We start from the raw sequence: 15,411 nt of genomic DNA, 5'->3' as shown, positions 1-15,411 counted from the left end.
ACCGGATAGGGAAAGGGCGAAACAGGGTAAACCAGCTATCTGGGGTCGGAAGCGCGGGCCGCCGGCCGGGCGGCGGCGATCGCCGCTGCGGCTTGACGGGCCACGAACCATGCACCTTCGTTGGTCAGGTGGTCATCGTCGCGATACAGGATCTTATCGCCAGCCACCGTCTGGCATCGATCGCCGCGGCAGAAGGACCGGCGCGGCAGGATCACGGTCACGCCCTCGATCCCGGTCAGGACGCGATCCGCCTTCGGTCCCCACCGCCGGTCCGCGGCGACGGCATGCGTGCACTGCCCCCTGCCCATCCCCGACTTGGCGGCCCGCGCCAGACAGGTCGCCGGCCAGAAATCGAACTCGGGCGTCGAGCCGATCAGGATTATCGCCGGACGCGGGCCGATCTGGGCACGGATGAGTTGCACCATCTGCGTCAGCTTGTCGTGCATCTGGCGGATAGCCCCCGGTTCCGATTTCAGGATGGCGGCCCGGCCCGGTAGCGATTTCGACCACCGTGAACTGATGACGATTGCACGCAGGCCCGGCTGCCGTGCAGCCTCGGCCAGCGCCTTGCGATGGAAATCCGCACAAGCCTTGCGCCGGTCGTCGGTATCGAGGATTGCCAGCGTGTCGCACCCCGAAACGCTGGCCTGACGAAAGGCAAAGCCCTGTTCCCGGCCAAGGCGGTCGAACCCGGCGGCAAGGTGGTCGGCATGGGAATCACCCCATAGCAGCACCTGATAGCCACCGTTCGAGCGCAACGGCGCGCCGCCCATGCAACGACCGACCGGACCGAGTACGTCGGTACCTTCGTCATTATGGCATGTCTTGCGCAAGGGGTTGATGCTGCCCACCGCTCGCTCGGCCGCAACGATCTCAGGCGCGGCGAACGCCTGAAAGCCGCGGGTCGCGAATAGGCCGGCCCCGATGCCGATCAGCCCAATGCATGCGACCAGGCTGGCGGTCAGCACCGAGCGCCGTGACAAGGCAATCGTACCCCGCCCGCGAAACGGCTTTTCGACATAGCGCAGCGACAGTGCCGCCAGGCCCAGCGCCACCGCTACCGCCACCGCCGCCTCCACCGCGGTCAGCGGACGGTTGAGCGCGATGCGCGGCAGCACCAGCAGCGGCCAGTGCCACAGATAGAAGCTGTACGACACCAGCCCCACGAACAGCATCGGCCGCCACGACAGCATCCGACCGACGCGGGTTTCCGCCCCCTGCCCCGCATGGAGGATCAGCAACGCGCCAAGGCACGGCGGCAGCGCGGCGAGGCCGGGGAATGGGGTCGCCTCTGTATAAGCCAGCATCGGCACGACGATCAGCGCCAGCCCGGCCCAGCTGGCGCCCTCTCGCGCCCATTGCTGGCGCAGCGGCGGGACGGCACCGGTGGCCAGCAGCGCGCCCATTCCCAGTTCCCACGCGCGATAGGGCAGCAGGTAGAATGCCTGCGACGGCGAATATCGCACCGCCGCGATCGCTGCCAGTAGCGACAGCATGACGGTCGCCCAGACGAACCCCGCCAGCAACCGCCGCCGCCCCAGGCGGACCAGCAGCGCCGCCACGATCGGCCAGACGATGTAGAATTGCTCCTCCACCGCCAGCGACCAGGTATGCAGCAACGGCTTGTCGGCCGAAGCGGTGTCGAAATATCCGCTGTCGTTCCAAAAGACGATGTTGGACACGAACAGGCCGACCCCGGCCAGGCTCTTGCCGTAGTTGCGCAGTTCGGATGGCGGCAGGATGACGATCGCGGCCAGCGACGTGGCCGCCACCATCGCGAGCAGCGCGGGCAGGATCCGCCGGAACCGGCGTTCGTAGAAACCAGCGATCGAAAAAGTGCCGGCTTCGGCATCCGACCGGATGATCGCTGTAATCAGGAAACCCGACAGGACGAAGAACACGTCAACGCCGATGAACCCCCCGGTCAGCAGTGTCGGAAAGGCATGGAACAGGACGACGCCGCCAACCGCCACCGCCCGCAGGCCATCGATATCGGTACGATATTTCAACACGCCGCCACCCCGTTTCATTTTTTCGGAAGCTGGCCAGTCCCCTGTCCGTCAGGACGGGTCCGCCTGAGGCCGATCACCGTCGCCTATCACGGACGCGGTTAAAGTGTCCCAAAAAGTCTCCCGTCCCGACCCAGTGATTTAAGACGCATTGCGCGCGACGATGCGATATTGCGGCGCAATCCTGTCGGGGTGGGAGTAATATCGATGTTGACACCGGATCCAGCGACACCACGCCCGCGCCAAACCCGGCGCGATGACATCCAGGGGCTGCGCGCGATCGGCGCGCTGCTGGTGGCAGCGTTCCACATCTGGGTGGGACGCGTCTCGGGCGGCGTCGACGTGTTCTTCGTCGTGTCGGGTTTCCTGCTGGTCGGTTCGATGGTGCGCGAATTGCGTAACGACGGCCGCGTAGATTTCGTCGCGTTCATCGGGCGGCTCGTGAAGCGATTGCTGCCGGCGTCGCTGTTCGTGATCGCGGTCGTGCTGGTGTCCGCGCCATTCTGGATGCCGCAGACCCGCTGGGCCGGGCATGTCACGCATGTGCTGGCATCGACCCTTTATGTCGAGAACTGGTATCTGGCATGGTCGGCGGTCGACTATCTGGCCCGTGACGAGGTTGCCAGCCCCCTGCAGCATTACTGGGCGATGTCGGCACAGGTGCAGGCGCTGGTCCTGCTGTGCCTGACGATGACGGTGACCGGGCTCGTGATCCGAAAGCGCACCGGTCACCGGGAACCGGCGGCGATCGCCGTCCTGATCGCGGTGTTCGCGCTCTCATTCGCCTATTCGGTCTATGCGACCGCGACAAACCAGCCTGTCGCGTATTTCAATACCTTCGCCCGCATCTGGGAATTCGCGCTGGGGGGCCTGACCGCGGTGCTGCTGTCGCGGGTGCGGTTGCCCGCCGCGGCGCAGTTGATCGGCGGGTGGCTGGGCCTGTTCCTCGTACTTAGCTGCGGCGTCCTGTTACAGGTATCGACCATCTTTCCGGGCTATGCCGCACTGTGGCCGACGCTCGGCGCGGCGCTGATCCTGCTGTGCGGTCAAGCAAAGCACCGGTTCAGCGTACGCCGCCTGCTATCGCTGCAGCCGCTGAACTGGCTGGGCGGGATATCCTATGCGCTGTATCTGTGGCACTGGCCGCTGCTCATCGCGTTCCTGACCGTGACCTACCAGACGCAGGCATCGTTCGCGGCGGGATCGGCGATCCTGGCGGCGTCGGTCGTGCTGGCATGGCTGACCACGCGGCTGGTGGAAGGTCCGTTCCGCACGGTGCGCGAAGACCGCCCGTGGCGCACCATCGCCGTCGGCGTCGCAGCGGTCGCCCTGATCGCCGCCGGCGACGGCGCGTGGCGGATGCAGACGGCACGCGCAGTGCCGGCGGACAAGCTGACCAGGCCCGATCCGCTTCGCTATCCCGGAGCCGCCGTGTTCGATCGCGGCTATTTTGCGGCCGACGGCAAGGTGCCGGTCAAGCCCGGCCCGCTATGGATGAAGCGCGACGTTTCGCCACTCTATGCCAAGAAATGTCATCAGGACATCGACAAGGCCGGTCTGGTCAGTTGCACATTCGGCGATCCGAATGCGGCGCGCGTGCTGGCATTGGTCGGCGGATCGCACAGCGCCCATTATTTCTCGGCGATCGAACCGATCGTCACCGGACAGGGCTGGCGCGTGGTGACGTTCACGAAGAGCGGCTGCGTTTTCGCCACGCCGCGCACCGGCACCTCCAAAAACGACCGTTCCTGCGCCCGCTGGAACGAGAATCTGATGGCGAGGCTGATCGCGCTGCGACCCGATATCGTCTTCACGACCGCCACCCATGGCAGGGACGGTGCGAATGAGCATGTCGTGCCGCAATTTGCCGAACGCTGGGCAAAGCTGACGCCGCTGGGCGTGCACGTCGTGGCGATCCGCGACAATCCTTGGTTTCCGAACGACGTGCCCGAATGCGTGCAGGTCAACGGCCCCGACAGTGTGCGATGCACGATGCCGAGATCGCGGGCACTCGCCGCGACCAGTCCTCTGGCTAACGCCACGACCGAGCCGCGACTTCATTTCGTGGACATTACCGACCACCTTTGTCCGGAGACACGCTGCCCAGTGGTCGCCGGCAATATCGTGATGTATTCCGATCGGCATCACCTGACGAATACGTTCGTCCGAACCCTGATCCCTTATCTTTCCCGGTCGCTGGTGCCGATCATGACTGAGGTCGATCGGGAGAGGTCCGTGCCCCGGTGATTGGGCCGCGCGGCAGGGTTCAGGCGCTGAAACAGTCGTGTAAAGCCGGTGGGAGCGATGCCATCCACGCGAAACGGGTCGGATAGGCCGCCGCCATGGCTTGCCCGCTCGCCAGCAGGTTCGACGCGACGATCGTCTCGGCGATGGCACGGATCTCGCTGGGCGCGAGGATCTCGCTCATCGGCTCGCCGCCCATGGTTTCCACATCAGCGATCAGCTTGGCAATTTCGCTTAGCATCATGATTCTCCCGTCGCCTCAGCTTGTCAGCGAATGGTTAACGACGCGTCTACCCCCAAGCTCTTTCGACGTACACTGCAACTTTCTTTTTCTTCCCAGACGCGATTCTTGACTTGAGGTTTATCAGCCCGACGGTTGCGCGGGCCGGTTCACAACAGGAAGTCGGATGCCGCCAGCTTGTGGACGAAGGACTCGAGGCGGAAGGCGATATCGGCGACGCCATCGCCGTCCAGATCGGCCTGAACAACGGTATAGTCGTCGCGCGTGTCGTAACGAAGCTGCCCCGCGCGCTTGCCGAATGCTTCCGCGCCGATGAAGGCGAAGCTCTGGTTGCCCGATGCCCTTGTATTCGCATCCACCGCGGACAGGTCGATCAGATCCTCGCCTCGCACGAAATCGAGAATCCGGTCCATGCCGGCATTCTTCGAGTCGTTGCGCGTCAGGAAGACAAAACGATCGTTGCCGGCACCACCGGTCAGCCAATCGCGCCCGAGACCGCCGATCAGGATGTCGTCACCGGCACCGCCGATCAACGTATCTTCGTCACTACCGCCGTCCAGACGATCGGCGCCGGCCCCGCCGGTCAGCGTATCGTCGCCGCTGCCGCCGATCAGGATGTTGCCCGCGTCGTTGGCATCGATGCGATTGTCGAGCGCATTGCCGGTGCCGGTCAGGCGCTCGGCACCGACCAGCGACAGATGTTCGACATTCGCATTCAGCGTCCAGTTGAGCGACGCCACGACCGTATCGAAGCCTTCCTTCGACCGCTCGATGACCACATCGCCGATATTGTCGACCACGTACCGGTCGTTGCCGGTTCCCCCGGTCAGCGTGTCAGCCCCGGCCCCTCCATCCAGCACGTCGTCGCCGCCCAGCCCGATCAGACGGTTGTTCAGCGCATTGCCGATCAGCACATTGCCCAGACCGTTGCCCGTCCCCTGCACCGCGGCCCCGCCCAGCGTCAGGTTCTCGATCGAGTTGTCGAGTGTCCAATCGATACTCGCGATGACCTGATCGCGGCCTTCGCCGACGCGCTCGATCACCTCGTCGCCGCTGTGATCGACGAAATAGAGATCGTCACCAGCCCCGCCGACCAGCATGTCGGCGCCGCCGCGCCCGTCGAGCCAGTCGTTGCCGTCGCCTCCTCGCAGGCGATTGGCCATGCCGTCGCCGGTCAAGACATCGTTGCCGCGCCCGCCGATCAGTTCCTCGATCGACACGAACCGCACCCCGTCGAGCGTGGCGATCACCGCGTCGCCGGATGCCGACAGGTCGACCACGTCATGACCCGCCGTGCCGACATAGCGGACGATACCGTCCAGTTCGACGCGTGACGCGGTATCGACCGCCGAGGGTGCGACGGCACCGATCCCGACATCCGCGCCATCGGCGACGTGCGACAGCAAGGTGTCCAGCGACGCCGTCACTGCGCCCTTCTTGTCGACCAGACCCAGCTTGTAGCCGTTGAACCAAGACCCCGCGCCCCAATAGGTGCCCGACAGGCCATAATCGTTCAGCGTTGCCAGAAAATGGTCGAGTACCGCCTGCCACCGGGGATCGTCCGAGGGAACGCCGAATTCGCCGATGAAGCCCTTCGCGCCCTTCGCTTCCAGCCAGCCGACAAAGCTTTTCAGGCGCTGTGCGCCAATCTCAACATACGCGCCTTCCTGGTCATAGGTGCCCTTGTACGTGCCCGATCCGTCCTTGTCGAAATAGACATGCGCTTCATAGACGAGGTTGCCCAACGGGTCCTTCACGTCAAGAAACGGGTTCTTCGCCGCCCAGTTTGTCGCATTGGCCCAATGTTCGCCTTCGACGAAGATCGTGCGGGTATCGCCCAGCGCGCGGATGGCGTCAGTCGCGGCCTGAGCGGCCTGCGGCCAGATCGTCTTGTTCGGCATGTCGTGCGGTTCGTTCATCAGGTCGTAGCCAAGCAACGCGCTCGATGATCCGATCGCGCCGGCCAGCTTCGACCAGAAGTCGGCGAAGCTCGCGATTGGAACCTCCGGCGACCCGATCACCTTGCCGTCATAGCGCCCGTAATTGTGTACATCGACGATGACCTGCACCCCGGCCTTCGCCGCATTCACCAGAAAGGTGTTCAGCCGTCCGAGTTCAACGGCATCGAGCGAGCCCCCCAGTTCCGGCTGGAGACGTTCCCAGCGCACCGGCAATCGAACGAGCGTCAATCCCTGGTCGGCGTAAAACTTCAGATCCTTCGAAGACGGATAGATATAGTCGTATCCGTACTTGTCGCCCTTGCCGAATTCCGCCCCGGAGAGATTGATTCCCAGCATGCTCGTCTTGCCCAGCCCCGATGGTCGCATGATGCGACCGTTCGCGTAGCCGATAGGACAAGGGACTTGTGCAAAGCCTTAGGATGACTGCTTAATTCTCGATTTACTTCGATCGCGCAGAATACCGAGCAGGAACTTCGGATTGCCGATCACATAGCGACTGAACAGTCGTCTTGGTTCGAGCGCCAGACGATAGAGCCATTCGACGCGCAGCGCACGCAGAACTTTCGGCGCGCGGGGAAAGACGCCGGCGACGAAATCCAGGTAGGCGCCGACACAGATCACGAGCGCCCCGGTCTGCGCGGCATGGCGTGCCGCCCAGATTTCCTGTCGGGGCTGCCCCATACCGACCAGCACGATATCGGGCTCGCACCGGACGATATCGGACACCACCGCATCGGTCTGTGACGGTGCGAAATAGCCGTCCTGAACACCGACGACCCGGTGCTGCGGAACGATCGCCGACAATCCAGCGGCGGCCGCCTTTGCGACGCCCGGCTTGCTTCCCAGCAGATACAGCTTCAGCGGCGCGCGACGATCGCGCAGGAGCCGGGTGACGAAATCGCTACCGGCAAGGTTGGCGGGGAACGCCGCCCCCTCCAGCCACTTGCGCGCGATATCCAAGCCGATTCCGTCATTGAGCACCAACGCCCGGGCATAGGCGTCGCGCAGTGCCGGATCCTTGCGCGCCAGATTGACGCTGTGGGCGTTGCAGAATGCCACGATCCGTTCGCCGGATGCCTCGATCATGGCGTGCACTCGCTGCACCCCTTGGGCCTCGGAAAGGACGGCGATCCGGATCGGCCCGATCTGACTGACTGGGTCGTCGGCAACCATGGTCGCCGTCATCCTGTCCGCTGACGAATTCATGATGAACGGCTCGCTAAGGAATGAATTCAACGGTCGATACATTGGTTTGTAGCAAGCCCCCGTTGCGTCCGCAATTAAGGGGTTGGGGGGTGTCGAACTATTGCAGTCCTAGCTATTACGATGTCCTAATGGTTCCCCAAGCCGCCGACGCGGCAACGGTGCGCGCGGCGTTTCGCGCGCTCATCCGTACCTGGCACCCCGATTGCGGCGAACAGGGCGGATCGCAGGACCGGGCGGCGCGGATCATCGAAGCGTATCGGACGCTGTCGCATCCCGAACGTCGCAGGCAATATGACCGACGCCGGCAGCAGGTCCCGATCCCGCCTGAAGCGGATCGCCGCAAAGGCGAACGGCGACGACCTGCCGCTCGGACCGGCTCGCCAGCCAGAGTAACCGATCGGCGACGGACAATGCTGTGGGGCGCTTCTACGGGAGGAGCCGCGCTGGTGGCGATCGCGACTTTCCTGCCTTCCATGCTGGTTTCGACCGATCTCAGCCGGGACGTGTTGCGCGCACTGATCCAGTCCAAAAACGAGAAAGCCCGCCCCGTGGATGACGGGGCGGGCCTCCAGGTAACCGATGGGTCAGGCTTGGCCCGACCCAACCAGATTACGCTTCGCCGGCGAACGGATTGACCGTCGTGTTGGCCGTTCCGTAGTAGTAATAATCGACGCCGCCGATGTTCTGCGTGCCCAGATAGGCCAGACCGGTGATGCCGCCGCTGAAGAACACCTGGCCACCGGGGCCGGTGCTCGGATCGCTCGACTGCGGGCCACTGGCGCCAGAGGTGTCGAGCACCTTGTTGCCACCGAAGGTGACGACATTGTTGCCGGTGTCGTCGAACAGCTGGCTGGTGGTCACGAACAGATCGTCGTTGCCGAAATCGTTGACGATGTCGCTGCCCAGATTCAGGCCCAGGGCGTTGTCATGCAGAAGCACCTTCGCGCCGCCAGACATGCTGATCGTGTTGTTGGCGACCGTGCCCTCGACGACGTTGGCCTGGCCGAACTCCGCGAACAGGTTACGCAGCGTCGCCGCGTCAGCATAAGCGAAATTGCCACCCTTGGTGCCGAGATAACGAATCTCGGTGATGTCGCCGCCGTTGCCGACGACCTGGATCTGGTCTTCACCGGCGCGGCTGTTGCCACCGCCGAACCGATCGACGTCGAGCACGCCGTTCGGGCCGAAGGCGATGAAGCCGTCGTTGTTGCCGTCAAAAATCTTCTTCCCAGTGATGATCGAGTCGTTGCTGGTGAAATTGCTGAACTGATCGTCACCGACGTTGCCGTCTGCGATAACGAACGCGACCGCGCCGTCGCCGGCGACGTACACGTCATCGGTGCCGTTCGCCACGACGTTGATCGTCGAAGCGGTCGAAATCAGCACACTGTTGTCTCGAAAACCCATGTCCATCATCCCTTTAGCCAATGTGTCAAAAACGACGCTGATGGTGAAAACAGCAGTGTGGGCCCGAACACCCCCCCTGCCTCTCACCCGTTACGAAACCCCGTTGCGACCTCGGTGTTTTGCAAATGCGGGCACCACCGAATCGGTAAACTCGCGGTGTCATTCCCATAGCGCATTTACTTTTCATCAACCATTGTGTTCCGCGGCAATATCAACATAATCGTACCAGAATGACGCGGTTCGCCGCAAACCGGCCGAAACAGCATCGAAAACACCTCGTCATGGGTGCGCCCGGCGAGAGGGTACGAAAAAGAAGCGTCGTGCGGCACACTGTCGCCCGCGGCCGTCGCCCGACCTCAGCCTTGCTGCCAGCATCCGCCGGCGACCGGAACCAGACGCCGGCGGAGTTGTGGTCGCTTATGCCGGCCGCCAGAGATCCAGCGTGACCCCGTTCCTTACGCGCTTCGTTCTCGACCCTACGCGTCTTCGATCCATCACGCCTCATCACGATCCGGATGAACACAGCGACAATCTCTCTTTCTCTTGGACGCGTTGATCGACAGTGTCTGCGGGTGGATACGGCGACCGCCTTCTGCCACCACAAGGGCCCTCCCTCGAAACGTGCATCGGCATTTCTTCTGCCGTGCGCGCATCGGCCCGCGATTGTCCGATGGCCGATATATCGACGGGACCTCGGGCAGGACGTGACGGATGTTCAAAATCGACGAAGCCATCGGTCGCTATGCCGACAACCAGGCGGCTGGCGCGCCAAATTGAGCCCCCTTGCTATCGCCAGAGGCAGTCAAAACGAAACCGTCTGCATACTTCGCTAGGGCAATACCCGAGTATCGCCGCGTGCCACCCCAAGCAGATGGCCCCGCTTCCCGATCGTCCGGGGTCTGCGGCTTACGGACACCGCGTGGATGGTCAATATCGCGGGCCGTCCACTGCGCACCCATCAACAAAAACATGCGTGGTTCGTCGGCAAGCGCTCGACCGATCCCCACCGGTATGGAAACGGCGTTCGCGACTGCTGGCACCCAAAGCCCGGACTCGGAGTCCGACGATGGCGCCTTGCGGCACGCACGGGTTGGCAGCGACGCCAGCTACCGTTTAGCGGCCCACCGGCGAAGTGCGTTCGAAGCAAAACCTGTCACGGTGGCGGGGCACGGCTTTTATCCTGCTGCGATGCAGCCTATGCGTGTACCCCTCGCGGCTTGGCACGACAGATCTAAATCCGAGTGCGGAACAGTAGGGGTACGGGCAAGTGACGACACAAAAGACGGTGCGCAAAGCGGTGTTTCCCGTTGCCGGGCTGGGCACCCGCTTTCTGCCCGCAACGAAAGTAGTGCCGAAAGAGCTGCTTCCGATCGTCGATCGCCCGCTGATCCAGTATGCGATCGAGGAAGCGCGCGAGGCGGGGATCGAGCAGATGATCTTCGTGACCGGGCGCGGCAAGACTGCGCTGGTCGAGAATTACGACATCGCCTTTGAGCTCGAGACGACCATGCGGGCGCGGGGAAAGGACCTCAGCGTTCTTGACGCCACGCGCTTCACGCCGGGCAACCTCATGACCGTCCGCCAGCAAGAGCCGATGGGTCTTGGCCATGCGATCTGGTGCGCGCGGGCGATCGTTGGGGACGAGCCCTTTGCAGTGCTTCTTCCCGACGAGCTCATGATTGGTGAGCCGGGCTGCCTTCGGCAGATGATCGATGCCTATTCGGAAACGGGCGGCAATCTGGTGAGTGTGCTGGAAGTGCCGCATGAAGAAGTGTCAAGCTACGGCGTGATCTCGCCCGGTGTACAGCGCGGCGCGCTCACCGAGGTGCATGGCCTTGTCGAGAAGCCCAAGATTGCAGAGGCGCCGTCCAACAAGATCGTGTCCGGCCGATACATTCTGCAGCCCGAGGTCATGCGCATCCTTGAGGCGCAGGAGAAGGGCGCGGGCGGCGAAATCCAGCTGACCGATGCGATGGCAAAGTTGATCGGCGTTCAACCTTTCCACGCCGTGACATTCGCCGGCCGCCGTTTCGACTGTGGTAGCAAGCTCGGCTTCGTCGAAGCGACGCTGGCCCTCGCGCTGGAGCGTCCCGACATGGGCGCCGAGGTTCGTCGGATCGCGCAGCGACTTCTCGAAACAACCCTTCCTCAGGCTTGACGATCTGCGTGAATGAGATGGCGTCGGACCCGCCGGCGCCCATCTCTCTCGCCCGGCATCACCCCGCAACAACCAGAAAAGGCCACCGACGATCGGTGGCCTTTATGCTGCGCAGTCCGAACTCACGCCGGTGTTTCATCTTCATCACGACCGGGACGGTGTCCGGCAATTATCATCCGACCAGCAGGTGACGTGGATCACGGACGCTGCGACGGCGCTGGCTCGCTGCCGGCCCGGCCCTGCGACTGCATCATCTGTTGCATCTGCATCTGTTGTACGACCGCCTTCGGCACGAAATCGACCAGCTCGACGTCGAAGATCAACAACGCGTCGGCGGGCACGCCCGGCTGGCCTGTCCGCGGGTCGATCGGCGGCGTGCTGCCATAGGCCAGCTCGGGCTTGATCCAAAAGCGGTACTTGGCGCCCTTGGGCATCAGCTTCACCGCCTCGCCGAAGCCGGGGACGACCTGCGTCGGGTCCATCGGCGTGGGCTGGCGGCTCTCGTCGAAGGTCGTGCCGTCGCGCAACGTGCCCTTGTAGTTGACGAGGACGAGGTCCTCATTGGTGGGCGTCCGCCCGCCATTGCCCTCGGTCAGCACCTTGTACTGAAGGCCACTGGCGGTCGTCGTGACGCCCTTCTGCCCACCGTTGAAGGAGAGGAACTGTGCGTTGCTGCCGGTGTCGGCGACGACCGCAGCCGTCCCCTTCCAGGCGAGACCCACGCCCGCGAGCACGGCCGCCGCGATACCGATCCAGAGCCAGACGAGATAGCCACGCTTGACGGGCGCGATCGGGACGGCGGTGATCGACATGGGACTACGAGTTCCTGAAAGACAGATGGTGCAAGGTCGCGGACGGGCGAAGCGCCGCCGCGGGATGCCGAATCAAAACGGCCGGCCCGTTACGGGGCCGGCCGGATCACTTACCGGGCGCCGTCGCGCTCCAGGCGCTTGCGCTCGAGCTTGCGCGCGCGGCGGACAGCGGCGGCGCGCTCGCGAGCACGCTTCTCGCTCGGCTTCTCGTAGTGACGACGCAGCTTCATCTCGCGATAGACGCCCTCACGCTGCAGCTTCTTCTTAAGCGCCCGCAGCGCCTGGTCGACATTGTTGTCGCGAACGATGATCTGCATAAGTCCGTCTTGCTCCAAACTTCTCAAGCCAATGGCGTAGGGTTCGCCGAAGGACCCCCTTCGTACGTTGCGCGCCCCTTACGCGCGTTGGGAAGCGATTTCAAGCATCGCAGACCATGGTTGAGGTCAGATGAGGACGTTGGTTTCGCCCGGACGCGTGGCCAGGATGCGGCCGATCGCGTCGAACAGCGAATCCATCGCTACCGGCTTGAACAGCACCTCGTCTGCGCCAAGCCGCTTGCAGCGTTCGGTGAGGTCGGGGGCGGTGTCGGCCGTGACGACGATGATCGGCAGGTCGCGCTTGGAATCGCAGCGCGACCGGATCCGCTCGATGGTCTCGAACCCATCGATGCCCGGCATCCTCAGATCGACCAGGATCACGTCGAACTCCTCAGCATCGATGCGGGCGAGCCCCGCCTCCGCTCGATCCGCCTCCGCCATTTGCGCCCCGGCGACATCGAGCATATCGCGGACGACGCGCCGGTTCATGGCGTCATCCTCGATGAAAAGCACGTTCATCGCCGGTTATCCGGCTGACGATCGTTACGGATAAGGTTTGCGACCATGAGCGTGCTATCTGCCCAAGCCGCCTCGGTGACAAGGGGTGGATCGCCCGACTGCACCCCAAATAGGCGCTCGGCGAGCGCGGGTCCTGCGATCGGCTTCTCGATGAGCGTCATCGCGTCCATCTCCTCGATCCGCCGGACGATCGCTGCGTCCGGTTCTTTCCAGAGAACAAAGGCGAGCGCCCCCTGTTCCGCCGCCGCCGCCGCCAGCCGCGCGGCCGCCGCCAACCGCGTCGGATCGTCCTCGCCCAGCGTCGCCGCGTCGGCCAGGATACGGTCGGCACCCGGCAACCGGGCGAGCGCATCGACCAGATTGTCGGCGAGCGCCATCTCGGCCCCGCGCGGGGCCAGCACGGTCTTCAGCATCGCCCGCGCGATCGGATTGCGCTCGAGGATCACCAGGCCGCCCGCGCCGGTCTCCGCCGCGACCTCGGCCTGTGCGTCGGCCTCGACCAGCGGGAGCGTGACGGTGAAGACCGACCCCTCCCCCTCGCGACTCGCCACGGCGATGTCGCCCCCCAGCGCGCGCGCCAGATTGCGACAGATGGTAAGGCCGAGGCCCGTACCCCCGAACTCTCGCGTGGTGGTCGAATCGGCCTGGCGAAAAGATTCGAAGATATCCTCGTGCTTGTGCGCCGGAATGCCGATCCCGGTATCGCGGACCGCAAGGGTGAAACGCTGTCCCCCGTCGATCGCCCGCACGCTCAGCCCGATCGCGCCGGCCTGGGTGAACTTCATCGCGTTGCCCAGAAGATTGAAGGCCACCTGGCGCAGACGCCCGGCATCGGTGACGATCCAGCGCGGCGCATCGGCGATGTCGAGCTCGAAAGCCAGTCCCTTGGTCCGCGCCTGCTCCGCCCACATCCGCGCGATCTCGCTCAGGAGCGCGCGAAGATCGACGGGCGCTGGCGCGACGGTCAGATGCCCCGTTTCCATCTTGGCCACGTCGAGAATGTCGTCGACCAGCGCGCGCATCGTCAGGCCCGCACCGTGGACCACCTGCACGCGCTCGCGCTGTGCCGGCGGCAGCGCGCGATCGGCCAGCATCACCTGTGCCATGCCCAGAATGCCGTTCAGCGGCGTGCGGATCTCGTGGCTGGTCGTCGCCAGGAACTCGGTCTTGGCGGCGAGCGCCTTGCCGAGCGCGATGTTCGAGGCCTCGAGGTCGATATTGGCGGCGCGGACCTGATTGCGGCTGCGACGAAGCGTCACGATGCCGAAGCTGAGCAGCCCGACGATGACGATCGCACCGCCGACCACGCCGATGGTCAGCGTCCGCTGGAACTGCGCGCGCGACCTTTCGAACGCCACGCTGGCGCGCAACTCCTCGGCCTTCAGCCGAGCGATGCGCAGTTCCTGATTGGCGAAGTCGAACCGCGCCGCCATCAGCGCGGTATTCGTGGACGCAGCAAGCCGCGTCTCTTCGTCGGTCAGCCGGCGCAGGGCCTGAAGATGCGCGAGCGCCAGCGCGGTCTCGCCGCTGGCCTTGTACACTTCGTAGGCGATGACGTGAGCGTCGCGAAAGCTGGCGCTGGTCGTTGCCAAGTTGACGCCTGCGAATAGCGGCGCAATCCGACGCATCGCGCCCGCTGTATTGCCCCGTTGCAATGCCAACTGCGCCACGACGCTTTCGATCTGCAAACGCGCCGATCGACCTTCGTCCCGCGCAATTAGCGGCAACGCCTCGTGCAACATCAGCTCGCCACGCGACAGCTGGCCTAATTCGATGTAAGCATTGGCGAGATTCCCGAGAATTCGCGCCTGTAGAGGGATGATTCCACGCTGCCGTGCCAACCGCAGCGCGCGTTCTAGCTCGACCACCGCCTCGGAATAGCGCTCCTGGGTGATGAGCGCGGTCGCTCTATTATTGTAAAGGGCAAGCGTCAGTACGGGATCGTCGGGAAACGCTTCCTCAGCCTGGCGGTAATAGCGCTCGGCATTCGCAAAATCGCGACCATCGGTGTAGAGATTGGCGATGCTTTGCAGCGCAATCGCCTGCCCGCGGAGATCGTTCGCGCGGATAAACGTAGCGTGCGCGGTCTGATAAGCCCTGAGCGCATCAGCGACCCTGACTTCATAGGCAAATACGCTTCCTCGGGTCAGCTCTATGTCGCCGAGCAGCTTGAGCTCGCTCGTCGCCCTGGCAAGGGACCTCGCATTGTCGACCAGCCCCGCCGCGGCGGCAGCGCGGTTGAGCCGAACCAGGGCCTCGCTGCCCAGCCACCGCGCATTGGCAAGACCGACCAGACGCTGCTGGGTGTCGGAAATTCCAATCGCTGCCTGCTCGGCTCGCTGCGCCTCGTGATAGGCACGCGCCGGGTCCGTCAACATCGTCGCACGTGCGGCGGCGAGTGTCGTTTTCAGGGATTCCGAAAACGACGGTGTCGTCGATTGGGCCGCCAGATATTGCGGACAGGCTGCAACCACGATCAGGATTAGCCGAGAAAACGCACGCATGAGCTGATGATAGACCGCAAAACCTTGCGGTCC

At 64.1% G+C, this 15,411-nt stretch carries 12 protein-coding genes; 3 read left to right on the top strand and 9 right to left on the bottom strand.

What is annotated here, in order from left to right; genetic code table 11:
* Nucleotides 1-35 precede the first annotated feature (35 nt).
* Nucleotides 36-2,009, bottom strand: coding sequence for an acyltransferase family protein (locus FHR19_RS13145; RefSeq protein WP_184029194.1), 1,974 nt, complete (start codon nt 2,007-2,009; stop codon nt 36-38).
* Between the two features lie 207 nt (nt 2,010-2,216).
* On the opposite strand from FHR19_RS13145, the gene FHR19_RS13140 reads away from it, so the two are divergent.
* Nucleotides 2,217-4,256, top strand: a complete 2,040-nt coding sequence (locus FHR19_RS13140; protein ID WP_184029193.1) for an acyltransferase family protein — start codon at nt 2,217-2,219, stop codon at nt 4,254-4,256.
* A gap of 19 nt (nt 4,257-4,275) precedes the next feature.
* On the opposite strand, the gene FHR19_RS13135 is transcribed toward FHR19_RS13140, so the two are convergent.
* The 3 genes from FHR19_RS13135 to FHR19_RS13125 form a co-directional block, all read right to left on the bottom strand.
* Entirely contained in the window at nt 4,276-4,494 is a 219-nt protein-coding gene (locus FHR19_RS13135; RefSeq protein ID WP_184029191.1) for a hypothetical protein, read from the bottom strand.
* Nucleotides 4,495-4,643: 149 nt separating this feature from the next.
* Entirely contained in the window at nt 4,644-6,821 is a 2,178-nt protein-coding gene (locus FHR19_RS13130) for a cellulase family glycosylhydrolase (protein WP_184029189.1), read from the bottom strand.
* 48 nt (nt 6,822-6,869) lie between these two features.
* On the bottom strand, nt 6,870-7,640 hold the full coding sequence (locus FHR19_RS13125) for a WecB/TagA/CpsF family glycosyltransferase (protein WP_184029187.1): 771 nt from the start codon (nt 7,638-7,640) through the stop codon (nt 6,870-6,872).
* A gap of 41 nt (nt 7,641-7,681) precedes the next feature.
* Here FHR19_RS13125 and FHR19_RS13120 point away from each other — a divergent pair, with 41 nt between their 5' ends.
* Nucleotides 7,682-8,296 (top strand): DnaJ domain-containing protein, encoded by a 615-nt coding sequence (locus tag FHR19_RS13120; protein ID WP_281375703.1) that lies wholly within the window; start codon nt 7,682-7,684, stop codon nt 8,294-8,296.
* Here FHR19_RS13120 and FHR19_RS13115 read toward each other — a convergent pair.
* Nucleotides 8,271-9,074 (bottom strand): hypothetical protein, encoded by an 804-nt coding sequence (locus tag FHR19_RS13115; RefSeq protein WP_184029183.1) that lies wholly within the window; start codon nt 9,072-9,074, stop codon nt 8,271-8,273. The genes FHR19_RS13120 and FHR19_RS13115 overlap by 26 nt on opposite strands.
* A gap of 1,261 nt (nt 9,075-10,335) precedes the next feature.
* Between FHR19_RS13115 and FHR19_RS13110 the strand changes: the two genes are divergently transcribed.
* Nucleotides 10,336-11,226 carry a sugar phosphate nucleotidyltransferase gene (locus tag FHR19_RS13110; RefSeq protein WP_184029181.1) on the top strand — a complete coding sequence of 297 codons (891 nt, stop codon included), beginning with the start codon at nt 10,336-10,338 and terminating at the stop codon, nt 11,224-11,226.
* A gap of 197 nt (nt 11,227-11,423) precedes the next feature.
* Here FHR19_RS13110 and FHR19_RS13105 read toward each other — a convergent pair whose 3' ends face one another.
* The 4 genes from FHR19_RS13105 to FHR19_RS13090 all read right to left on the bottom strand — a co-directional run bounded on the left by FHR19_RS13105 (nt 11,424) and on the right by FHR19_RS13090 (nt 15,378).
* Nucleotides 11,424-12,038 (bottom strand): FKBP-type peptidyl-prolyl cis-trans isomerase, encoded by a 615-nt coding sequence (locus FHR19_RS13105; protein WP_184029179.1) that lies wholly within the window; start codon nt 12,036-12,038, stop codon nt 11,424-11,426.
* Between the two features lie 110 nt (nt 12,039-12,148).
* Nucleotides 12,149-12,355, bottom strand: a complete 207-nt coding sequence (rpsU, locus tag FHR19_RS13100) for a 30S ribosomal protein S21 (protein ID WP_034160206.1) — start codon at nt 12,353-12,355, stop codon at nt 12,149-12,151.
* A gap of 126 nt (nt 12,356-12,481) precedes the next feature.
* Nucleotides 12,482-12,874 carry a response regulator gene (locus tag FHR19_RS13095; protein ID WP_184029177.1) on the bottom strand — a complete coding sequence of 131 codons (393 nt, stop codon included), beginning with the start codon at nt 12,872-12,874 and terminating at the stop codon, nt 12,482-12,484.
* A complete protein-coding gene (locus FHR19_RS13090; RefSeq protein ID WP_246359522.1) occupies nt 12,871-15,378 on the bottom strand; it encodes an ATP-binding protein in 2,508 nt (835 codons plus the stop codon). Before FHR19_RS13090 ends, FHR19_RS13095 begins: the two co-directional genes overlap by 4 nt.
* Nucleotides 15,379-15,411 lie beyond the last annotated feature (33 nt).

Source organism: Sphingomonas yantingensis, from assembly GCF_014199325.1.
In the GTDB taxonomy this organism is placed as follows: domain Bacteria; phylum Pseudomonadota; class Alphaproteobacteria; order Sphingomonadales; family Sphingomonadaceae; genus Sphingomonas; species Sphingomonas yantingensis.
The sequence above is the reverse complement of the archived record's forward strand: the minus strand, read 5'-3'. Positions and strand labels throughout refer to the sequence as shown.